Here is a 24,572-nt window from a genome sequence, read left to right as displayed (position 1 = left end):
CACATGCCGGCGATCGAAAGTCAGACCTTGCTCACGCACTCCGACTTCATCATGCGCAACCACCGCGTGCACGGAGTGTCCGTCATGCCCGGCGTGGTGTTCTTCGACATCGTCTACCGCACGCTGGCCGCCGCCGGGTGGGACCCCGGCCGCGCCGTGCTCCGCGAGGTGCTGTTCACCGAGGCCGTCGCCACCAAGGAGGACGCCGACCGCGAGCTGCGCGTCACCGTGGGCGAGCCGCGCGGCGGCGAGCACGAGGTGGAGGCCGAGAGCCGCTGGGTGAGGGACGGCACCCCGCTGTCGCCGTGGCGCAGGAACCTCATCGGCAAGCTCGTCCTCACCGACGACCCGGAGCCCGCCCCCATCGACCCGCCCGCGCTGAAGGCGGCCGCCGGGCGCGTGGGCGACATGGAGGACCTGTACGCCCGCGCCAGGGCCGAGGACATCCGGCACGGCGACGCCATGAAGTGCGCCGGCCGCCTCCACCACGGCCGCGGCAGCCTGCTCGCCGAGCTGCGCCTCGCCGCCCCCGAGCCGGGCCACGAACGTTTCCACCTGCACCCGGCCGCCCTCGACGCCTCCACCATCGCGGGCCTCGGCCAGACGAAGGCATCGGGTGAGGAGCCGTTCATCCCCGTCTACGTCCGCGAGTTCCGTGCCCCCCGGCGCCTCGGCCAGGCCTTCTACGTGTACGCGCGGGCCCCTGAGACGCTCGCCCCCTCGGGTGACGTCATCACCAACGACTACGGCCTGTACGACGTGCGGGGCCGCTTCGTCGCCGGGTTCACCGGCCTGTCGTGCAAGCGGATCAGGTTCCCCGGGCTGATGGAGAAGCTCCTCGTCGTCGAGTCCGGGGAGCCCGGGGAACCCGGGACCAGCCAGGACGGCACCCGCGCGGACGGCGAGCCGGCCGCGCCCAAGGCTCTGGTCGCGCGCCTGCGGGAGATGGTCGCGGAGCGTCTCGGCCGGCCCTCCGCCGAGGTGCCGACCGACCAGGGCTTCTACGACCTCGGCCTGGACTCGGTCACGCTCGTCCGCCTCAGCGAGGAGCTGGAGCGGTTCGTCGGCCAGGGGCTCTACCCGACGCTGCTGTTCGAGTACAGCGACATCGACAGCCTGGCCGCGCACCTGTCCGAGACCTACGAGGGCCTGGCCGAGGCCGGGCCCGTGAACGCCCCCGCCGAGGCGCCGCGGCCGTCCGGCCGGGAGCGCACGGTCGCGTACCGCGAGGTCTGGGTGCCCGAGCCCGCACAGGAAGACGACGACCCGGGCGAGCTCGTCGTCATCGCCGGGTCGGCGGACCTGCCGTCCGGCACCGTCGTCCGGGTCGAGCAGGCCGAGGACTTCGAGAAGACGGGCGACCGGGCCTACCGCCTCGACGCCCGCGACCGCGGCCAGACGGCCCGCCTGCTCGCCGACCTCGCGGAAAGAGGCCCGCGTCACTTCGTGCTCGCCGCCACCCCCGGCGACGACGCCACCGACGTGTGCCTGAAGATCTGGGCCCTCGCCGGCGCGATCATCGGCACGAAGCCGCAGCACCCCGTGACCCTGACCTTCGCACACGAGGGCGGCCCCGCCGGGGACGCGGCAGGCGCGCTCGCCCGCACAATCTCGGCGGAGACCCCCGTGCTGCGCTGCCGCAGCGTCCAGGCCGCCGCGGGCGACCTCGCGAAGGCCCTGCGCGACACCTCCTCCGAACCCGCGGTCCGGTACGAGAACGGCGCCCGCCTGGTGCGCCGCTGGGTCGAGCACGACCTCGCCGAGGGCGCCGTCCCGATCAGGCAGGGCGGCGTCTACGTGATCGCCGGTGGCGCGGGCGGCATCGGCGGGCTCCTCGCCGGGCACCTGGAAAGCCACTACGACGCCCGCCCCGTCGTGCTCAGCCGTTCGACCGGCACCGACATCACGAAGCCGGACGAGGTGCAGCGCGCCCTGGCCGAGGCGCGGGACCGGTACGGCCGGATCGACGGCGTCGTCCACTGCGCGGGCGTGCAGCGCGACGGACTGTACTTCCGGCAGGAGCCCGGGGACGTCGAGGCCGTGCTGGCGCCGAAGACCCGCGGCGTGGCCAACCTCGACGCCGCCACCGAGGACGACGACCTGGACTTCTTCCTGATCTTCTCGTCGCTCGCCGCGACCCTGCCCAACCCGGGCCAGTCCGCCTACGCCTACGCCAACGCCTACCTGGAGTCCTTCGCCCGGTGGCGCGACGCGCGGCCCGGCCGGCGGGGCACGACCCTCGCCATCGGCTGGCCGTACTGGGCGGACGGCGGCATGCGCATCGACGCCGCCGCCCTGGACCGCTCACGCCAGGCCACCGGCCTCACCCCGCTGCCCACCGCCGACGCCCTCACGGTGCTGACCCGCGGCCTGGCCGGCGGCGGCCCGGGCTTCGTCGTCCTGCACGGCGACGAGGACCGCGTCTCCAGCCTGCTGCCCGCCCCCAGTGAGATGGAAGCGGACGAGCGCGACGAACCGGACGAGGACGCCATCGCGGTGATCGGCCTGGCCGGGCGGTACCCGCAGGCCCCCGACCTGGACACCTTCTGGCGCAACCTCGCCGAGGGCCGCGACTGCGTCACCGAGGTGCCCGCGGACCGCTGGGACCACGACGCCTACTACGACCCCGACCAGGACCGCGCGGGCCGGACCTACGGCAGATGGGGCGGCTTCCTCGACGGCGTGGACCGCTTCGACCGGGCGTTCTTCGGCGTCTCCCGGCGCGACGCCGAGCGGATGGACCCCCAGGAACGCCTGTTCCTGCAGACCTGCTGGCACGCCCTGGAGGACGCCGGCTACCCGCCGGACGCCCTGACCGGCGAGAACGTCGGCGTGTTCGCCGGCGTGATGTGGAACCACTACCAGCTCGTCGAAGGCGGGGAAGGCGGCGTCGCCCCGCTGGCCATGCACGCCTCCATCGCCAACCGCGTCTCCTACACCTTCGACTTCGACGGCCCGAGCATGGCCCTCGACACCTCCTGCTCCTCCTCGCTGACCGCCGCGCACATGGCCGTCGAGAGCCTGCGCCGCGGCGAGTGCACGCTCGCCCTGGCCGGCGGGGTCAACGTGAGCGTGCACCCGCAGAAGTACCTGCAGCTCGCCCAGGGACGGTTCCTGTCGCCCGACGGCCGCTGCCGCGCGTTCGGCAAGGACGCGGGGGGCTACGTGCCGGGTGAGGGCGTCGGGGCCGTGCTGCTCAAGCCGCTGGCGGCGGCACGCAGGGACGGCGACCACATCTACGGCGTGATCCGCGCCTCCGCGGTCAACCACACCGGCCGCACCAGCGGCGCGACGGTGCCGAGCCCCACGTCCCAGGCCGCGCTGATCGGCACCGCCGTGCGCCGCTCCGGCTGGGACCCCGCGACCATCGGCTACATCGAGGCCCACGGCACCGGCACCTCGCTGGGCGACCCCATCGAGGTCGAGGGCCTGCGCAAGGCGTTCGCCACCTCCGGCGGCACCTGCGCCCTCGGGTCGGTCAAGTCCAACATCGGCCACCTCGAAGGCGCGGCGGGCATCGCCGGCCTGACCAAGGTCCTGCTGCAGATGAAGCACCACCGCCTGGTGCCGTCCCTGCACGCCGAGGAGCCGAACCCGCACATCGACTTCGCCAAGACCCCCTTCCACGTCCAGCACGACCTCGCCCCCTGGCCCCGCCCCCACGGCACCCCGCGCCGCGCCGGCGTCAGCGCCTTCGGCGCGGGCGGCGCGAACGCCCACATCCTGCTGGAGGAACACGAGCAGCCCCCGTCCCGCGCCGATCGCGGCGGCCCGCACCTGTTCCTCCTGTCGGCCCGCGACGACAAGGCATTGCAGGAGTACGCCCAGGCATACGTCACCTTCCTGGACTCCGCGTCCGGCCCGGCCGAGCCGCCGGACGCGCCCGCGGCCCACCCCGAGGACGTCGTCGAGCGGCTGGCGGACCTGCTGGGCGTCCCCGCCGACCAGATCGACACGAGCGAGACCCTGGGCGACCTCGGCCTGGACGCCACCGGCCTCATGCGCCTGCCAGGCGCCTCGGGCCTGACCCTGGACAGCACGGTGGACGACCTGATCGCCCCACGGCCCGCATCCGGCCCGGCCCGCGAGCACTCCGGCCAGAGCCGCGAGCACTCCGGTCGGGACCGTGAGCACTCCGGTCGGGACCGTGAGCACTCCGGTCGGGACCGTGAGCACTCCGGTCGGGACCGTGAGCACTCCGGTCAGGAGAGCGAGACCGGGCGGCCGGGCGGTGTGTCTCTCGCCGACCTGGCCTACACGTCCCAGGTCGGCAGGACCGCGCTCCCCGTGCGGCTGGCCCTCGTCGTCCCCGACATGGCCACCCTGCGGGACCGCCTCGCGGCCTTCGCGCGCGGCGAGGACCCCGGCCCCGGCGCGTACACCGGCACGGCCCGCTCCGAGGCGCCCGAAGAGGGCCCCACTCCTGACGAGTGTGTCCGCCTGTTCCGCGACGGCCGCCTCGGCGAGCTCGCCGCCCACTGGACGGCGGGCGGCCGCGTCCCGTGGCGGCGCTGCCACCCGGACGAGGACGCGCCGCGCCGGGTGTCCCTGCCCACCTACCCCTTCCAGGAGGAACGCTGCTGGGTCGGCGGCTGGCGAGGTGGCCGCCGTGACCCCGGCACACCCCTGGTGACCGCCGTCCCCGAGGACACCCCGGCGGACGCGGTGCGCGCGAACTCGCCGGCGGTGCCGGAAATGGAGCCCGCCGTGTCGTTCGCACCGGAACAGGAGGACGTGCGGTCAGGGGATCGAGAGGACGCGCGTGCAGGGGAACACGAGGACGTGCGGTCAGGGGAACACGAGGACGCGGGCTCAGGGGAACACGAGGACGCGCGCTCAGGGGAACCCGAGCACGTGCGGTCCTGGGAACACGAGGGTGTGCGGCCGCAGGAGCAGGAGGATCTGCGGTTCGCCGTGCGGGACGGCGTGGCCGTGGTGACGATGAACTCCGGGCCGAACATGTTCACCGACGGGCTGATCGCAGGCTTGCAGGACGCCTTCGCGCAGATCGCGGCACGGGACGACGTGAAGGCCGTCGTGGTCACGGGGGCCGGCAAGGTGTTCAGCATGGGCGGCACCCCTGAGGCGCTGCGCACCCTGTCCGAGGGGCAGGGCCGCTTCACCGACGTGCCCTTCCTCTACGAGGGCATGCTGAAGTGCGACCGGCCCGTGATCGCCGCGATCCAGGGGCACGCGTCGGGCGGCGGGCTGGCGTACGGGCTGTACGCGGACGTCGTGCTGATGGCCAGAGAGGGCGTGTACAGCGCCAACTTCATGAAGTTCGGCTTCACCCCCGGGATGGGGGCGACGTACGTCCTTGAGGAGCGTTTCGGCCGGTCCCTGGCCCACGAGATGTTGTTCACCGGCCGCCCGGTGGGCGGCGACGAACTGGAGCGGCGCGGCGCCAACGTCACGATCCTCCCGCAGCGCGACGTACTGAAGATCGCACTCCGCCACGCCCGCTCGATCGCCGCCCTCCCGCTCCCGGCGCTGCGCGCCCTGAAGACGGAACTCGCCGGACGGGTCCTCGGCCGCCTCACCGACGTCATCGCCAGCGAGGTGGACCTGCACGAACGGGTGCTCGGCCAGGAGTCGGCGTCCCGCGTCCAGACCCACCTCGACAAGATCGACGGCTACCGCGGCCGCCCCACTTCCCCACGCCCCACGCCCTCTGCCCCGGCCGCCGCCTCGGCCCCTGCCCCGGCCCCCGCACAGGCCGCCGCCCCAGCCCCTGCCCCGGCCGCCGCCTCGGCCCCCGCACAGGCTCCCGCCTCGGCCGCTGAACAGGCCGCCGCACCGGACCCCGCCTCGGCTGCCGCACCGGACCCCGCCTCGGCTGCCGCACCGGACCCCGCCTCGGCCGCCGCACCGGCACCTGCGGTGGCCGCCGCGGAGCCCGCTCCCGACTCGGCCACCGCGGTCCCGGGAACCGGCCCCGTGGCGGCTCCGGCCGCGTCGCCCTCGCCGACGGGGTCCGAGGTGCGGGAGGTCGTGATGACGACGCTCTCGGCGCACCTCTACCTGGAGGCGGACGAGATCGACGAGAGCCAGAGCTTCAGCGAGATGGGGCTGGACTCGATCGGCGCCGTGGAGATCGTCCGCGACCTGAACCGCCGCTTCCAGCTCGACCTGGACTCGGTGGCCGTCTACGACCACCCGACCATCCCCGCCCTGGTGGACTTCGTCCTGACGACGGCCGCCGACCAGGACGCCCCTGTGGCCGCTCAGGCGGACGCCACCACGCAGGTCCCCCCCGAGGATGTCCCTACTGAGAAGGTCCTCACCGAGAACATACCGGTGGACCACCCGGTGGACGCCGGCCCGGCCGCGGCGGCCGAGGCCGTCCCCTCGCCGCCGTTGACCGAAGCAGGCCAGATCCGGCTCGGTGAGCCCGGGACGGCCGCGGTGCCCTCCGCGTCCTCCGGACCGGAGTACGTCCGCGTGGACCTCCGCCCGATCGGCAAGACCACGACCGGCACCACGGCGCCGGCTCCGGCCGAACCGGCTTCGGCTCCGTCGGCTGCGGCTGCGGCGGCTCCGGCTTCGGCTCCGTCGGCACCAGCTGCGTCGGCACAGGCTCCGGCACCGGCACCTGCGGTGGCATCGTCGGCTCCGGCGGAGGCTCCGGCTCCGGAGAGCACGCCCGACATCGCCGTGATCGGCATGGCGGGCCGGTTCCCGGACGCCCCCGATCTGGCCGCGTTCTGGGAGAACCTCGCCGTCGGCCGGTGCAGCATCCGTGAGGTTCCGGCGGGACGGTTCGACGTGTCCGCCGTCTACGACCCGGACCGGAAGACGCCGGGGACCACCTACAGCAAGTGGGGAGCGATGCTCTCCGACGTGGACGCCTTCGACGCGGGGTTCTTCAACGTCTCCCCGCTGGAGGCCGAGGCCATGGACCCGCAGCAGCGGCTGTTCCTCGAAGAGGCCTGGCACGCGCTGGAGGACGCCGGGTACGCCGCGCGGACCGGCGAGCGGCGGCCGTGGGGCACGTTCGTGGGGTGCGCGGCGGGCGACTACGCGCGGCTGCTGGCGGCGGCGGGGGACGGGAACAGCGGGCACGCGTTCCTCGGGAACGTGTCCTCGGTGTTGCCGGCGCGCATCGCCTACCTGCTCAACTTCAGCGGCCCGACCATGGCGGTCGACACCGCGTGCTCGTCCTCGCTGGTCGCGGTGCATCTGGCGTGCGAGAGCATCCGGCGCGGCGAGTGCCAAGCCGCCGTCGCGGGCGGTGTGGCCGTCATGACGACCGCCCAGATGCACATCTGGTGCAGCAGCGCCGGCATGCTGTCCCCGACCGGCCGGTGCGCCCCGTTCGACGCGTCGGCGGACGGCATCGTGCTCGGCGAGGGCGTCGGCGCCGTGGTGCTCAAGCGGCTCGACCAGGCCCTCGCGGACGGGGACACCGTGCGCGCCGTCATCCGGGGCAGCGGCACCAACGGCGACGGCGCGACGAACGGCATCACCGCGCCGAGCGCCGCCTCCCAGGCCGAGCTGCTGACCGCCGTGCACCGGCGCGCGGGCGTCCGTCCCGAGGACATCGACTACGTGGAGGCGCACGGCACCGGCACCGCACTCGGCGACCCCATCGAGGCCAAGGCGCTGACGCAGGTCTTCGGCACGGACGGCGGGCCCGCCCGTGGCGGTCTCGGCTCGCTGAAGGCCAACGTCGGGCACACGACCACCGCGGCAGGGATCGGCGGCCTGCTCAAGGTCCTGCTGGCCCTGGGCCACCGCCGCCTTCCGCCGTCCCCCGGCTACACGACCGCCAACCCCAAGATCGACATGGACCGCTTCCCGCTCAAGGTCGTCACCGAGCTGTCCGACTGGCGCCCCGGCCCCTCCGGCCGGCGCACCGCGGCCGTCAGCAGCTTCGGCTTCAGCGGCACCAACTGCCACGTCGTGGTCTCCGAGCCGGACGACACCCCGCCCCGGCGCGAGGCGGCCCCCGCCGAGGTCGTCGTCCCCGTGTCCGCCACGACCGAGCAGGCCCTGGACCGCCGCCTGCGGGACCTGGCCGCCCACCTCGCCGCCCACCCGGACCTCGACGTGCGCGACGTCGCCTACACCCTCGCCGTCGGCCGCCCCCACCTGCCCGTACGCACGGCCGTGACCGCCCGCGACGTCGCCGGCCTGGTGGCGGCCCTCAGCGCCCCGGCCGAGGCCGGCGGCGCCTCCGCCGAGATCGTCAGGCGCTACCGGGCGGGCGAGGACGTCGACTGGGCCGGGCTGTACGGCGACCGTCCCGGCCGCAGGGTCCCGCTGCCCGTCTACCCGTTCGCTCGCGACCGCCACTGGGTGGAAGCCCCCCGCCGCACAGGAGACAAGGAGACAGACGCCCGGCCCACGGCCGCCCCGGCCCTGGACCAGGACAGCGTGCCGGTGGAGGCGGCGACCACCGGCCTGGTCCGCGAGGACGTGCCGGCGGGAACGGCGGCCCCAGGTCTGGTCCGCGACGACGTGCCGGTGGAGGCGGCGGCCTCGGGTCTGGTCCGTCCGGACGACTGGATCGTGGCCGACCATCGCATCATGGGCACCCCGGTGCTGCCGGGCGTCGCGTCGCTGGTGATGGCCGCCGACCGGTCCGGTCTCCCGCTGCCGCTCCGGTTCTCCGGGGTCCGCTGGCTGCGTCCCTACGAGATCACCGAGCCGCGCCGGGTGTGCTTCTCGTCGGCCGAGGAGGACGGCCGGACGCGCTTCACCCTGGAGGACGGCGCGGTGCCGTACGCGAAGGGCGCCGTGGCGCCAGGCGCCGGGGACCCCGAGCCGCTGGACCTCGCCGCCATCGCGGCGCGCTGCCCGCGCACACGCGACGCCGGGGAGCTCTACGCCGCCTTCGACCGGGCCGGCCTGCACTACGGCCCGGCCTTCCAGGTGCTGCGCGAACTGCGCGCCGGGCAGGACGAGGCGCTGGCCGAGCTCTCCGCGCCGCCGCGCCGCTGGGACACCGAGGCGCCGCAGCCCGCGCTCCTCGACGGGGCGCTGCAGGTGATCGCGGCGCTCCGCACCGAGGACGCCACGGCGCCGGCCGTGCCGTTCGCCGTGGAGTCCGTGGACCTCGTGCGGCCGCTCGCCGGGCCCGGCCGCGCCTACGCCCGCCGGGACGGCGAGGACCGGTACTCGGTGTGGCTGGCCGACGAGCAGGGCCGGGTCTGCGCCTGGTTCTCCGGTGTGACGCTGCGCACCCGCCAGGACCAGCAGATGATCTTCGTGCCGGTGTGGCGGGAGGCCGAGCAGCTCACCGAGCCCCCCGAGGGCGGGCGGGCGCTCGTCCTGCACACCGCCGCCGACGAGCCGGTGGCCCGCGCCGTGCTCGCCCTGCACGGCGACGGCCGCGCCGCGCCGCTGGGGGAGACGCCGGACCTCACAAGCACGCCCTACGACACCGTCTACGTGCTGGCCCGGACCGGCGACCCGCAGTCCCCGCCCGAGGACGACCCCACCACGCTCGCCGTGTTCCGCCTGCTCAAGCGGCTCATCGACGCCGGGTACGGCAGGCGTGCGCTCACCCTGAAGGTCGTGGTCGCCGGAGCCCTGCCCGTGGCGGACGGCGAGCCCGTCGTCCCGCACGCCGCCGGCCTGATCGGCCTGACCCGCAGCGCCGGCGCCGAGTACCTGCGCTGGAAGACCTGCTGCGTGGACGCCGGCGCCGTGCCGTCCGACCCCGAGGACCTGGCCCGCCGCCTGCGCGCCGAGGACTGCGCGGAGCCGCTGGTCGCGCTGCGGGAACACCGGCTCGTCCGGGTCCTGGAACCCCATCCGCCCGGCGAGGGCCGCCCCGAGGTCTTCCGGCACGAGGGCGCGTACCTGATCGTCGGAGGCACCGGCGGCATCGGCCAGGTGCTCGCCCGCCACCTCGCCAGGACGGTCCGGGCGCGGCTGGCCCTGGTCGGGCGCACGCCCGCCACGGAGGCGGTCACCCGTCAGATCGCCGAGATCGAGTCCCTCGGCGGCCAGGCCGTCTACCTGCGCGCCGACGTGTCCGACCGGAACGCCTTCCGCGAGGCGGTCACGGCGGCGGCCGACCGTCTCGGCCCCCTGAACGGCGCTTTCCACGCGGCCCTCGTGCTGCGCGACACGACGCTCGCCGACATGGACGAGGCAAGCTTCTCCGAGGTCCTCGCCGCCAAGGTCGCGGGCTCGGTGTCGTTCGCCGAGGCCCTGCGCGACCAGCCCGTGGACTTCCTCACCTTCTTCTCCTCCGCCGCGTCCTTCGTGGACGCGGGGGGCCAGGCCAACTACGCCGCCGCGAGCACCTTCGAGGACGCCTACGCCCTGAGCCTCGGCGCCGAAGGACACCAGGCCGTCGTGGTGAACTGGGGCTTCTGGGGCAGCGTCGGCGCCGTCGCCCGCGAGGGCTACGCCGACCGTTTCGCCAACCTCGGCATCGGCTCCATCGAGCCCCAGGAGGGCCTGACGTCCCTGGCCCGCGTCCTTCAGGACGGCCCACGCCAGGCGGTCATCGTCAAGGGCACCGCGCGGGGCCTCGCCCGCATGGGGGTCCGGCGGGACGCCGGGACCGGCCGGGACGCGCACGCCGTGCGGGTCGGCCAGACCGAGCGGACCGGACCCCGCGAGGGCACCCGCCCCGAGGAGTCCGAGCTGGCCCGGGCGAGGGAAGCCTTCGCCGCGCTGGACGAGCTGGCCAGGGACCTGGTGTTCCGCACGCTCGCCACGGTGCTCCCCGCGCCGGGCGAGCGGACGGCGGTGAGCGACCTGCGCCGGGAACTGCGGGTCCGTGAGGACCGGGGACGGCTCTTCGACGCGGTGCTGCACATGCTCGCCTCCTGCGGGCTGATCCGCGTGGAGGACGGCACCGTGCGGACCGCGGGACCACCGGCGGGACCGTCACCCGACGGGACGCTCGCCCGCTTCCCCGACATGGAGCCGCACGTGCGCCTGCTCACCACCTGCGTGGCGGCGCTCACGGACGTGCTGGCCGGGGACCGGGACCCGATGGAGGTCCTGTTCCCGGGCGGACGGGTCGAGCTGGTGGAGCAGGTCTACCGGGGGCAGTCGGCGTCCGACTACTTCAACCGGCTGCTGGCCGGCGAGGCGGCCGAGGCCGTGCGGCGCGCGTACGCCGAACATCGGCGTCCGGTGCGGCTGCTGGAGGCCGGTGCCGGCACGGGGGCGGCCACGGCGTTCGTGCTGCCCGCCGTCGCCGGGACCGGGGTGCCCGTCGAGTACGCCTACACCGACATCTCGCCCGCGTTCCTGCGGCACGGTGAGGAGACGTTCGGGGAACGGTACCCGTTCGTCTCGTACGCCCTGTTCGACGTGGAGCACGAGCCGGCGGGGCAGGGTTTCCCGGCCGGGACGCATGACGTCGTGCTGGCCACCAACGTGCTGCACGCGACCGCCGACATCCGGCAGACCCTGCGGAACGCGGCCACGCTGCTGGGGCCGGGCGGCGTGCTGCTGGTCAACGAGGTCACCCGGGCGGCGGACTTCCTCACGCTGACCTTCGGCCTGACCTCGGGCTGGTGGCGGTTCACCGACCCCGGGCGGCGGCTCCCGCACGCCCCCCTGCTCGGCGCCACCCAGTGGCACGACGCCCTGCGGTCCGCCGGGCTCGCCCCGGCCCGCACGCACGGCATCCCCGGCACGCCCGTCGAGGACCTCGACCAGTGCGTCCTCGTGGGCGCCCGGCAGGAGGCCGCCACGTCCGGGTCACCGGACTCGCCGGACTCATTGGACAAGCCGGTGCGCGCCTACATCAAGCAGGTGTTCGCCGAGGTGCTCAAGTACCAGAACACCGACTTCGGCGAGCGCCTGACCTTCGACAACTTCGGCGTCGACTCCCTGGTCACCCAGAACATCATCCAGCGCTTCGAGCGGGACCTCGGCACCCTGCCCGCCACCTTGCTCTTCGAGAACCTGACGATCGACGAGCTGGCGAAGCACTTCCTGGCCGAGTACGAGGACCGGCTGCGCCCTCTGCTCCAGCCCGCCGGGCCCACCCCCGGGCCCGCGTCCGGGCCCGCCCGCGAGGTCGCGGGACCCGCCGCCGAGCCCGCCGGGGAGCCGTCGGTGGAGATCGTCGAGGTCGAGGACCGGACCCCGGTCACCGAGCCGCTGCCCGAGCCGTCCCCGGAGCCGGCCCCCGTGCCGTCCCCGGACCCGGTCTCCGCCGGCGGCCCCGGTGACACCGGCCCGCTGGACATCGCCGTCATCGCGGTCACCGGCCGCTACCCGCGGTCCCCGGACCTGGACACCTTCTGGCGCAACCTCGTCGAAGGCGCCAACTGCGTCACCGAGGTGCCCGAGGACCGGTTCCGGCTGAACGGCCTCTTCGACCCCAAGCGTGGGCGCAAGGACCGTACCTACAGCCGCTGGGGCGGGTTCATCGACGACGTCGACCGCTTCGACCCCGCCTTCTTCGGCATCCTCCCGAGGGACGCCGCCGCCATCGACCCCCAGGAGCGCCTCTTCCTGGAGACCGCCTGGACGTTGCTCGAGGACGCCGGCTACCTGAGCGAGTACACCCGCGAGCCCGCCACCGGCGTGTTCGTCGGCACGATGTACGGCTCCTACGGCCGGATGGCCGCCGCGGAAGGCTGGCCGCGGGGCCGGTACGCCGGGGCGCACTCGGCGTACTGGTCGATCGCCAACCGGGTGTCGTACGTGCTGGACCTGCGCGGCCCGAGCTTCGCGGTGGACTCCGCCTGCTCGTCCTCGCTGACCGCGATCCAGCTCGCCTGCGAGAGCCTGCGGCGCGGCGAGTGCGCGATGGCCGTCGCGGGCGGGGTGAACCTCATCCTGCACCCGGCCCACCACGTCTCGTTGTGCTCGATGAACATGTTGTCCGGCGGCGACGCCTGCAAGGTGTTCGACGAGGCCGCCGACGGGTTCGTGCCGGGGGAGGGCGTCGGCGCCGTCCTGCTCAAACCGCTGGCGAAGGCCGTGGCGGACGGGGACCGCGTCCACGGCGTCATCAAGGGCGCCTTCGCCAACGCCGGCGGCAGGACGTCCGGGTACACCGTGCCGAACCCGAACGCGCAGGCCGAGCTGGTCGCCGAGGCGATCCGCCGCTCGGGTGTGGACCCCGCGACGATCTCGTACGTCGAGGCGCACGGCACCGGCACCTCGCTCGGCGACCCCATCGAGATCGCCAGCCTGACCAAGGCGTTCCGCGCCACCGGGCGGGCGCCGCAGCGGTGCGCGGTGGGCTCGGTGAAGGCCAACATCGGCCACCTGGAGGGCGCCGCGGGCATCGCGGGCCTGACCAAGGTCCTGCTGCAGATGCGGCACGGCCGGGTGGCGCCGTGCGCGAACCTCGCCACCCCCAACCCCAAGATCGATTTCGCGGGCTCGCCGTTCCACCCGCCGGTGGAGGCGGCCGAGTGGACCCGTCCCGTCGTCGACGTCGACGGCGTTCCGCGCACCGTCCCGCGCCGCGCCGGGGTCAGTTCCTTCGGCGCCGGGGGCGCGAACGCGCACATCGTTGTGGAGGAGTACATGCCGTCCGACACGCCAGGCACCCCGCAGTCCGCCGCAGAGGAGGAGGTCGTCCTGCTCTCCGCCCGCACCCGGGACCAGCTCAGGGCCCTGGCCGGGCGGGTCGCCGACCTGGCGGAGGCCGAGGACGCGCCGCCGCTGCGCTCCCTGGCGTACACGAGCCAGGTGGGCCGCGCCGAGCTGCCCGAACGCCTCGCGGCCCGCGCCACCGGCCTCGCCGAGCTGGCCGGCCGCCTGCGGGCCTTCGCCGGCACCGGCCGGTCCGACGGCGTCGCGGCGGCCACCGCCGGCACGTCCTCCGACGACCTCGACCTGCTCGGCGACGACGACGGCGCGTCCTTCGTCGCCGCCCTCACCGAACGCCGCCAGATCGCCAAGCTCGGCCGGCTGTGGGTGAAGGGCGTGCCCGTCGACTGGCGCCCCCTGTGGCCGTCCCGCCCACCGCGGGTCACCATGCCGCGCTACCCCTTCGACCGCCGCCGCTACTGGCTGCCCGATGCCACGTCCACCGGCCAGGCCGAGGCCGGCGGGCCGCTGGACGGCCGGGCCACCGAGCCGGCCGAGGAGCAGCCGGCCGGTGACCGGGCCGCCGGTGACCGGGCGGCCCGGGAGGCGGCCCGCGACCAGGCCGGGCCACCGGTGACCACCTCCGTCGACGAGGACGCCGACACCCGGTGCACCTACCTGCGGCCCGTCTGGGAACGCGCCCCGCTGGAGGACCAGGGCCCGCTGCCCCGCGCCGTGCTGATCCTCGGTGACGACGAGGAGGCCGGGGCCGCGCTCGCCGCGACGCTGAAGGAAGCAGGCACACGCTGCCTGCGCGTCACCCACGGGAACACGTACGCCGGGGACGGCAACTCCCGCACCCTCGACCTCGCCGGCGGCCCCGAGGACGCCCGCAGGCTGGCGGCCGAGCTCGCCGAGCGGGACGAGCTGCCCGAGGTGGTCGTGCAGCTCCTGTCCGCGCCGTTCCCCGGGCCGGACCAGGACGCGGTGGCCGAGGGCCTGGACCGGAGCTTCTACCCCCTGCTCTGGACGCTGACCGCCCTCCTCGCGACCCCCGGCGGCGGCCCGCTGCGCGCGGTCGTCGCCCACACCGACGACGGCACCGGCCCCCGGCCCCACCACGCGGCGCTCGCCGCCGTGCTGCGGACCCTCGCGCTGGAGCACAGCCGCTTCAGCGGCGTCACCGTCGAGGTCCCCGGCACCGGCGCCGAGCAGCCGGTCCTCGCCGAGCTGCGTGCCGTCCCCCAGGAAGCCGCCCCCGAGGACCGGGTCACCGAGCTGCGGTACCGCGACGGCATCCGGTGGCGCAAGGGCCTTGAGCCGTTCCGTCCGGGCCCGGCCGGGCTGCGGGTGCGGCGCGGCGGCACGTACCTGATCACCGGCGGCGCCGGTGCCATCGGGCTCGCCTTCGCCGGCCACCTGGCCGCCCACGGCCCGGTGAACCTCGTGCTGACCGGCCGTTCGCCGCTGGACGACGATCTGCGGGCCCGCGTCGAGGCGCTGCCCGCGACCTACGTCCAGGCCGACGTCCGGGACGCCCGCGACGTCACGCGCCTGGTCGAGGACACGCGGCGGCGGTTCGGCCCGGTCAACGGCGTCATCCACGCGGCCGGCGTCCACCGGGACGCCAGGGCCGTGCACAAGGAACGCGCGGACGCCGACGCCGTGCTCGGGCCCAAGGTGCTCGGCACCGTGCTGCTCGACGAGGCGCTGCGCGGCGATCCGCTGGACTTCCTGGCGCTGTTCTCCTCGGTGGCCGCCGAGACCGGCAACCTCGGCCAGGTCGACTACACCTACGCCAACGCCTTCCTCGACCGCTTCGCCGAACTGCGCGAGGCCCGCGGCCACGGCCGCACGATCTCCGTCTGCTGGCCGCTGTGGGAGGAGGGCGGCATGACCGTGGACGACGTCACCCGGCGAATGTTCGCCCGCCGCTGGGGAAGCGTGCCCATGCGGACGCGAGCCGGGCTCACAGCGTTCGCGAGGGGAGTGGCCGGTACCGAGACATGCCTGCTCGTGGTGGAAGGCGCCGAGGAGACGTCGCGAGAGGAGAGACCGCACGTGGAGACCACCACGAACCGGGAGCCCGCCCACACCGGCCACGACGAGACCGTCGAGATCGACCACCACGAGGCCGTGCGCGCCGACCTGCGGCGGATCGCCGCCGGATTCCTGCTGGTGGACGAGGACGACGTGGACCTCGACGGGGACCTGACCGACAGCGGCTTCGACTCCATCTCCATCGCCGAGCTGGTGGACAAGGTCAACGGCATGTACGGGATCGACCTGCTCCCGACCGTCCTCTTCGAGGCCGCCAACCTGAGCGGCTTCTGCGACCACCTGGCGGAGAACCACAGGAGCGAGATCGAGGCCGCGCACCGCGGCGACCCGGTGGAGAGCCGTGACGAGCAGCCGGAGGCTGTGGTGGCCTCGCAGCCGGTGCCGCGGCCACAGCCGGTGGCCACCCCCGAGCCCCAGGGTGTCGCGGTCATCGGGATGGCGGGGACGCTGCCCGGGTCGCCTGACCTGGACACGTTCTGGCGGCACCTGGTGGCCGGGGACGACCTCGTGCGGCCGGTGCCGGAGGACCGGGCCGAGCTGCGGGAGAACGCGGGCACGGCCGGGGTGCGGGCCGGGTTCCTCGACGACGTGCGGAGCTTCGACGCCGCGCTGTTCGGGATCTCGCCCAAGGAGGCGACGACGATGGACCCGCAGCAGCGTCTGTTCCTGCAGACGGTGTGGCGGGCGATCGAGGACGCCGGATACCGGCCGTCCGAGCTCGCGGGCACGGCGACCGGGCTGTTCGCCGGGGTGTCCGCGTGCGACTACGACGACCTGCTGCGTGAGCACGGGGTGCCGGTGGAGGCGCACACGGCGAGCGGGGTCGCGAGCTGCATCCTCGCCAACCGGGTGTCGCACGTGCTCGACCTGCGCGGGCCCAGTGAGGCGATCGACACCGCCTGTTCGAGTTCGCTGGTCGCGTTGCACCGCGCGGTCCGGGCGATCGAGGGGGGCGAGTGCTCGGCGGCGATCGCCGGCGGGGTCAACCTCACGCTCAGCCCCGGGCTCTACATCGCGTTCACCGAGTCCGGAATGCTCAGTGCGGACGGGGCCTGCAAGACGTTCGACGAGCGGGCCGACGGGTACGCGCGGGGCGAGGGGTGCGGGGCGGTGCTCCTCAAGCCGCTGGCGGCCGCGCTGGCGGACGGGGACCAGGTGCTCGCCGTCGTCAAGGGGAGCGCGGTCAACCACGGGGGGCGGGGGACGTCCCTCACGGCGCCCAACCCCGAGGCGCAGGCCGATGTGCTTGTCGGCGCCTACCGCCGGGCCGGGGTCGACCCCGGGACGATCAGTTACATCGAGGCGCATGGGACCGGGACGCGGCTCGGGGACCCCATCGAGATCGAGGGGCTCAAGAAGGCGTTCGGGCGGCTCTACGACGAGTGGGGGCGGCCGGCGGCTGCCGAGCCGCACGTGGCTGTCGCCTCGGTGAAGACCAACATCGGGCATCTGGAGGCGGCGGCGGGGATCGCCGGGCTGCTCAAGGTGCTGTTGTGCATGCGGCACGGGGAACTGCCGCCGACCATCCACTACGAGCGGCCCAATCCTTACCTGCGGCTGGACGGGACGCCCTTCTCCATCAACGATCGGCTCCGGGCGTGGGACGGGGTTCCCGGTGAGTCGGGTGTGCCGGTGCGTCGTGCCGGGGTCAGTTCGTTCGGCTTCGGCGGGACCAACGCGCACGTCGTGCTCGAAGCGTACGAGCCCGCTGAACGGGAGACGCGAGGTGGGGGGCCGCGGCTGCTGGTGTTGTCGGCTCGCACCCCTGCCGCTCTCGACGAGTACGCCCGTCGTCTCGCGCGTCATCTGGCGCGGCATCCGGAGGCTGACCTCGACGAGGTCGCTTACACGTTGCAGGTCGGGCGGGAGGCCATGGCGGAGCGTCTCGCCGTGGAGGCCGAGGATCTTCAGTCGGCGATCGTCGCGCTGACCGGGGGGGACGGGGCGCCCGGCGTCCATCGGGGGAGCGTGCGGCGGGGGAGCGGGGCCGCTCGCGCCGTGCCCACCGGTCGTTCCGAACTGGCGCGGGCTTGGGTCGAGGGGGCCGAGGTCGCCTGGGAGGACCTGTGGGGGTCTGCCCGGCCGCGGCGGGTGTCGCTGCCGAGCTTCCCGTTCGAGCGGGTCGAGCACTGGTTCACGGTTCCGGCGCGGTCCGGCGAGCCCACGGGTCCGGTGGGGGAGCGTCCCACGGCTCCGGTTGAGGAGCGTCACACGGCTCCGGTTGAGGAGCGTCACACGGCTCCGGTCCCGGAGCGTCCCACGACTCCGGTTGTGGAGCGTCGCGAGGTTTCCGCGGTGGAGCGTCCCACAGCTCCGGTCTCGGAGCGTCCCGAGGTTCCGGCGGCGGGGCGTCCTGAGGCTCGGGCACGGGGGGTGAAGGTTCGTCTCCGTCCTTCGTCGTCGCGGCCGGCGCCTGTGGAGAGGGAAGAGCGGGCGAGCCGGTTGAAGCTGCGTGGGTCCCCGGGGCGTTCGTCCCGGACGGCCGCCCCGATCACTACTCCTGAGGCTGTCCAGGGCGGTGAGCCTGCCACGGCGGCGACGGGGGTCGAGGAGATGGTGCGCGAGCGGCTCTCCGGGATCCTCGGCACCGACCCGGCGCAGGTGTCCGCGGACACGCCGTTCGCGGAGCTCGGGCTCGACTCGATCTTCCGGATGGAGCTCGTCAAGGGCATCAACGCCGCGTTCTCCCTGAACCTTCAGGCCTCGGAACTCTACGAGTACGACACCGTCGAACGCCTGACCCGCGCCGTCGAGGAGGCTCTCGGTGGCCGTCCGGCCGTCGAGCTCTCGTCCGACGCGCCGGCGGAGCCCGAAGACCCCGTGATCTCCGAAACAGTGATCACCAGGCCGGCTGCCGCCGTGGCCCCGTCCCTCCGGGCCGGAGAGCCCTCGGCGCCCGCCGGGCGTCCGGGGCGCTCGGGAGCGGACGGCCGTTCCCCGGCCGAGGGTTCGGAGGCCAAGCGTCCGGCGGACGTCCAGCCTTCGGCGGACGGCGTCGCGCTTCCGATGGGTGGCGTCGAGCTTTCGGTGGAGGACTTCGAGCCTTCGGCAGGTGACATGGAGTCTTCGGCGGGCGGCGTCGGGTCTTCGGCGGGCGGCGTCGGGGCTTCGGCGGACGTCCGTGATGAGGTCTCGGTGTCGCGGGGTGATGGTTCCACCGAGGAGCAGGTGGCGCGGCTGGTCGCGGGGGTCGTGGGGCGGGACGTCGATGCGGGGCGGACGTTCGCGGACAACGGGCTTACCTCGTTCGAGATGTTGCGGGTGGTCAGTGCGCTGGAGAAGCAGGTCGGGGCGTTGCGGAAGACGTTGTTGTTCGACCGGCCTACGGTTGCGGAGCTGGCGGCGCACCTTGATGCGGAGTACGGGGCGGGGGTGCTGCGGGAGACCGAGGGGGCGCGGGGCGTCACGGGGGAGGCCGGGGACGATGGGGAGGAGAAGGACGGGGAGCCGCTGGTCATCGCCAAGAGGCGGGTGGGGGAGAAGCCTGGGCTGCTTGAGGTGTTCTCGGGGATCGACCGGGAGCACGCCAAGGAAGGGGGGCTCGCGGGGCGGGACATCGCGCCGCTGGCGTTCCTCGGGGGGGAGCGGAAGGGGTACCTGAACTTCTCCGAGAAGGACGGGAATCTGCTGGCCTGGAGCTATGTCGGGTCCGAGGAGTACTTCCCCAGGCTGATCGAGGAGTACGTCGCGTACGCGGGGCGGCACGGGTTCAAGCCGAACTTCCTGTCGCTGATCCCGGTGGACGAGGTGGCGGGGCGGCCGTACACGGCGACGCCGTTCGGTGCGGTGCAGCGGCTGGACGACCTCGGGAGCTTCACCCTCAAGGGCGGGCGTATGGAGCGGCTGCGGTACATGGTGCGGCGGTTCTCCAAGAACGCCGAGTGCCGCACCGTCGAGCACCACCCGGGGGCGGACGCCTCGGTGGACCGCGAGGTGGCGGAGCTGGTGGACCGGTGGGGGCGCGGCAAGCAGATGGTGAACCCCTACGTCGCGGTGGTCAGGCGGGAGATCGAGGGCGGGTCGCTGGACACGCGCCGGCACCGCATGTTCCTGACGTACCGGGACGACGTGCTCACCAACGCCGTCATCATCACCAAGATCCCCTCGGAGAACGCGTACCTGCTGGACGCCGAGTTCTACCCGAAGGACATGCCGCTCGGCGGGCTGGAGTACGCCATCACGCGGATCATCGAGCTCCTCGTGGCCGAAGGGGTCACGATGTTCAGCTTCGGGGCGAGCTTCGGGGTGCAGATGGAGGAGAACACCCCGAACGCCGCGGACGACGTCACCGAGGCGCTGGACGAGCTGCGTTCGGTGGGCATCTTCGGTGAGGGCAACTTCCAGTTCAAGAACAAGTTCCGGCCGGTGAACGTCCCCATCTACCTGTGCCAGCCCGCGGGCCCGGAGCGCACGTCGGTGGCCGACGTCATCCTCATGATCGCCGACCCGCATGTCGCGGAGGACGCCGAGCAGGCCCCCGAGCAGCCCTCCGAGCAGGCCCCCGAGGCCGAGCCGGCGCGTGAGACCCCCCAGGCGGCCGGGGACGACGCCGTCGCGGCGCGGGCGGACCTGCTGAAGGCGCACGGGTACAACCCCATCCGCGTCCCGGCCGACAGGATCGAGACCGACCTCGTCACCGACTCCTGGGCCGAGCTGGACTCCCCCTGCATCCGCCGCCGCATGCGCGACCTCACCGACCGTGCCGCGGACCTGCCGGACGCCACGGAGCTGCCGCCGATCGACTGGCTGCCGTTCCCGCTGGTCGTGCCCACCGGGTCGGGACGGTCGGCGGAGACGCTGCTGTGCCGGTCGTGGCCGGGCAGGCGGGGCACGGTGCTGCACAACGGGCTGTTCCCCACCTGGTACCTCAGCCTGGTGGACGCGGGGTTCGAGCCGGTGCGCGTCCCGGGGACCGAGGAGTCCGGCGAGATCGACATCGACGCGCTGCGGGCGGCGCTGCGCGAGCACAGGAACGTGTCGTTCGTCTGCGTCGAGGTCAGCGACAACGCCGCCGGCGGGTACCCGACCTCCCTCGCCAACCTGCGCGAGGTGAAGTCGACCGCCGCGGGCCACAGCGCCCCCCTGGTGATCGACGGCGCCCGGGTCATGGAGAACGCGATCTTCGTCGCCGACGAGAACGGCCGCGACGAGTGGGACGTCGTGGCGGACATCTTCCGCGTCGCCGACCACGCCACCGTCAGCCTGTCCAAGGACTTCGGCCTCACCGCCGGCGGCCTGCTCGCCACCAGGGACGGCGCGGTCGCCGAGGCCGTACGGGAACGCGTCGCGACCCTCGGCAGGGACGCCGGCCTGCACGACCGCAAGGTCATCGCCGCCGCGCTGGGCGACCGCGCCGCCGTGTCCGCCCAGGTCCGCACCCGCATGGAGGCCGTGGCCACGCTGTGGCAGGGGCTGGAGGACGCCGGGGTGCCGGTCGTCTCCCCGGCGGGCGGCCACTGCGTGCTGCTCGACGTCTCCCGCATGGAGATGTTCGCCGGCCACGACCACCCGGTCATGTCGTGCCTCGCGTGGATGTACCGCGAGACGGGCGTCCGCGGCGGCCCGCACCTCGGCCGCGACGGCTGCGTCAGGCTCGCGGTCCCCGTCGGCTTCGGCGTGGTGGAGGCCAAGGACGCCGCGGCGCGCATCGCGTCGGCGTACCACGAGGCCGAGAACGGCGGCGCCGTGCCCCGCCTGGTGGCCGACGGCGCCCTGCGCGGCGCCGCGGCGGCCCAGGCCGAGTACCGCCCCGCCGAGCACGTCCCCGAGGACGTCCAGCGCGCGCTGCGCGAGAAGCACCGGCCCCGCAACGAGAACCTCGAAGTGCTGCGCGAGCACAACCCGGAGGTCGCCGAGCACCTGGTGCGCACCCCGGACGGCGACGTCGAGGTCTTCACCGCGGGCTCGGGTCCCACGCTGCTGCTGATGCATCCGTTCAACATCGGCGCCGGTGTCTACGCCGAGCAGTTCGCGTCGCTCGCCGAGTCGTACCGCCTGGTCAGCGTCCACCACCCGGGCGTCGGCCGCACCACGGCCGCCGCCGACATCACCCTCGACGGCATCGCGCGCCTCTGCCACGGCGTGCTGGAGGAACTGGGGCAGCCGTTCCCCGCACACGTGGCCGGCTGGTCGTTCGGCGGCCTCACCGCGCTGTCGTTCGCGCTGCGGTACCCGCAGGACACCGCGTCGCTGATCCTCATCGCCAGCTCGCACCGCATCGGCAACCGCGTCGGCGAGATCAACCGGCTGGAAGTGGTCGCACGCGAGGACTTCGACCACGTCATCGCCGAGAGCGGGTCCGAGCGCCTGCGCGCCGAGCGCGATCGCCTGGTGGCGACGCTGCTGCGCGCCGAGAGCATGGACCCGCAGATCGGCCTGCGCTACCTGGACGTGTTCGCCGACCGCCCGGACCTGCTCGGCAGCCTGCCCGACGTCTCGGTGCCCACGCTGATCGTGCAGGGCGCGCACGACACCGTGATCCCCGGCAAGACCGCGCACCTGCTGCACGGCGCGATCCCGGACGCGACGTACGCCGAGATCCCCGAGGCCGGGCACTTCCCCGGCCTGACCAGTCCAGGCGAGGTCAACACCGTCATCGCCGAGTTCCTTGGAGGGGTGTCATGAGCGTCTTCACGACCGCCGCGCCCGAGCGCGGTGGCGACGGCAGCACCGCACGCAGGTCGGTGCTGGTGAAACCCGGCATGTGCGGCCACAACTCGCTGTTCGTCGGCAACCTCGGCGACTGGACGTGGGAGACCGTCAGCGAGCTGTGCGGCACCAACGCCTTCGACGCCACCAACGCCGACGGCGCGCCGACGTACCTGTCCTTCTACTACTTCCACATCAGGGCGAGCCGCGGCATGCACGTCAACGGGCTCACCTTCGGCGACCGCCTGGACGTCACCTCACGCCTGTTCGACTTCGGCAGCGAGTCCATCCTGACCCTGCACGAGGTGCGTCCCGAGGGCTCGCGGGCCGGGCCCGTCGACCCCGACGCCTTCTACCGGTTCGACGACCCGCGGTGCATCTACGTCGAGAACTACAACCGGTGGATCACCAGGAGCCGCCCCGGGAGCAACGAGGACCTCGTGAAGTCGTCCCCGGTGGGCTTCCGGCACGACCACCTGCCGCGGCTCCCCGACGCCTACTCGCCCCGGCGCGTCTACAACCACGCCAGGAACCGGCTGACCTTCCTGGACGGCCTGCCCGCCGGCCGCGTGCCGCTCGCCCCGGGGTTCACCGTGGACTACCCGGTGGAGCCGTCCCGCGACCTCAACGGCGTCGGCCTGCTGTACTTCGCCTCGTACTTCTCGATCATCGATTGGGCGCTGCTGCGGTTCTGGCGGCGGCTCGGCCGCGACACCGCGGCGTTCCTCGACCGGGTCGTGCTCGACCACCGCCTCTGCTACCTCGGCAACGCCGACGCCGACTCGGTGCTGCGCGTCTCGATGGACGCTTGGGGCACGGCGGACGCGCCCGGCGACGAGATCGTGAACCTGGTGATCCGCGACCGGGACTCCGGCCGGACACTCGCGGTCAGCACCCTGCACGTGCTCTCGACAGGAGGTGCTCATGACGATGCGTGACGACGTCGAGCTGGTGGTGCACCAGCAGATCGCCGAGATCCTCCCCTCGGCCCGCATATCCGGCGACCTGCACCTGAAGGACCTCGGTGCCGACTCGGTGGACCGCGTCGAGATCCTCCTCGGCGTGCTCGACCGCCTCGGCCTGCGGGCCCCGCTGTCGGACTTCCGCGACGTGCCGAACGTGGACGCGCTGGTGGACGTCCTCGCGGAGCGTGTCTCATGACGGCCGGCATCGAGGCGCTGAACGTCTACTGCGGCGTGGCCCAGATCCCGGTGCGCGCCCTGTTCGAGGGGCGGGGCCTGGACGTGGACCGCATGGGCAACCTGATGATGCGCAACCGGTCGGTCGGCCTGCCGTTCGAGGACCCGGTGACCAACGCCGTCAACGCCGCCAGACCGGTGATCGACCGGCTGGAGCCCGCGGAGAAGGACCGCGTCGAGCTGCTGATCACCTCCACCGAGTCCGGCCTGGACTACAGCAAGTCCGTGGCGTCCTACGTGCACGAGTACCTGGGGCTGCCCACGACCTGCCGGGTGGTCGAGGTCAAGCAGGCGTGCTACGCGGCCACCGCGGCCGTGCAGATGGCCGTGGCGTACGTCGCGTCCGGCATATCGCCCGGCGCGAAGGCCCTGGTCATCGCGACGGACGTGGCGCTGGTCGACGAGCGGGGCCAGTACGCCGAGCCCGCCACGGGCGCGGGCGCCGCCGCCGTCCTGATCGGCGAGGACCCCCGGGTGCTCACCGTGGACCTCGGCGCGTTCGGCAACCACAGCTACGAGACGATGGACTCGGCGCGCCCGGCCCCGACGTTCGACATCGCCGACTCCGACCGCTCGCTGTTCGCCTACCTGGACTGCCTGACCAACTGCTTCGAGGACTACCGCTCCCGCGTCGAGGACGTGGACTTCGCGACCACCTTCGACTACCTGGCCATGCACACGCCGTTCGCCGGCATGGTCAAGGCGGCGCACCGCAAGCTCATGCGGGAGTTCGCCGGCACGCCGCCCGCGCAGGCCGAGGAGGACTTCACCCGCCGGGTGCTGCCCTCGCTGACCTATCCGAGCATGGTCGGCAACCTGTGCTCGGGGTCGGTGTACCTGGCGCTGTGCAGCCTCATCGACCACGCGCCTCTGGACGGCGGCGCCCGCGTCGGCCTGTACTCCTACGGCTCGGGGTGCTCCTCGGAGTTCTTCAGCGGCCTCGTCGACCACCGGTCGGCCGAGGAACTCGCCGCGATGCGCGTCGGCGACCACCTCGCCGGACGCTGCGAGCTGACGTTCGAGGAGTACGCCGGCCTGCTGCCCGCCAACCTGAGATGCCTGGTACCCGAACAGGACAGGCGTGTCGACGTCGAGGCGTACGAGGGCATCCTCGACCGGGCCCGCGCCGGCCGGGACCTTCTGGTCAACACCGGCACCAAGGACTACCACCGGACCTACGAATGGCTATCCATATGA

Annotated in this window: 4 protein-coding genes; all 4 read left to right on the top strand. The window is 73.7% G+C overall.

Going from position 1 to position 24,572, the window contains the following annotated elements:
• The first annotated feature begins 3 nt into the window (after positions 1-3).
• Genes ABGB17_RS05010 through ABGB17_RS04995 form a run of 4 tightly spaced genes read left to right on the top strand, consistent with a single transcriptional unit; the run spans position 4 to position 24,572 of the window.
• Entirely contained in the window at positions 4-22,152 is a 22,149-nt protein-coding gene (locus ABGB17_RS05010; RefSeq protein ID WP_347626579.1) for an SDR family NAD(P)-dependent oxidoreductase, read from the top strand.
• Positions 22,149-23,114, top strand: coding sequence for an LnmK family bifunctional acyltransferase/decarboxylase (locus ABGB17_RS05005; protein ID WP_347626577.1), 966 nt, complete (start codon positions 22,149-22,151; stop codon positions 23,112-23,114). Before ABGB17_RS05010 ends, ABGB17_RS05005 begins: the two co-directional genes overlap by 4 nt.
• Positions 23,101-23,337, top strand: a complete 237-nt coding sequence (locus tag ABGB17_RS05000) for a phosphopantetheine-binding protein (RefSeq protein ID WP_347626575.1) — start codon at positions 23,101-23,103, stop codon at positions 23,335-23,337. The genes ABGB17_RS05005 and ABGB17_RS05000 overlap by 14 nt, the downstream gene beginning before the upstream one ends.
• A complete protein-coding gene (locus ABGB17_RS04995; protein WP_347626573.1) occupies positions 23,334-24,572 on the top strand; it encodes a hydroxymethylglutaryl-CoA synthase in 1,239 nt (412 codons plus the stop codon). The genes ABGB17_RS05000 and ABGB17_RS04995 overlap by 4 nt, the downstream gene beginning before the upstream one ends.

Source organism: Sphaerisporangium sp. B11E5 (assembly GCF_039871875.1).
GTDB lineage: Bacteria > Actinomycetota > Actinomycetes > Streptosporangiales > Streptosporangiaceae > Sphaerisporangium.
Note: the sequence above shows the minus strand (reverse complement) of the source record. Positions and strands in the feature narration are given on the sequence as shown.

Coding starts and splice junctions, on each gene's coding strand:
- ABGB17_RS05010 (WP_347626579.1), top strand. CDS start 4: ATGCCGGCGATCGAAAGTCAGACCTTGCTCACGCACTCCGACTTCATC.
- ABGB17_RS05005 (WP_347626577.1), top strand. CDS start 22,149: ATGAGCGTCTTCACGACCGCCGCGCCCGAGCGCGGTGGCGACGGCAGC.
- ABGB17_RS05000 (WP_347626575.1), top strand. CDS start 23,101: ATGACGATGCGTGACGACGTCGAGCTGGTGGTGCACCAGCAGATCGCC.
- ABGB17_RS04995 (WP_347626573.1), top strand. CDS start 23,334: ATGACGGCCGGCATCGAGGCGCTGAACGTCTACTGCGGCGTGGCCCAG.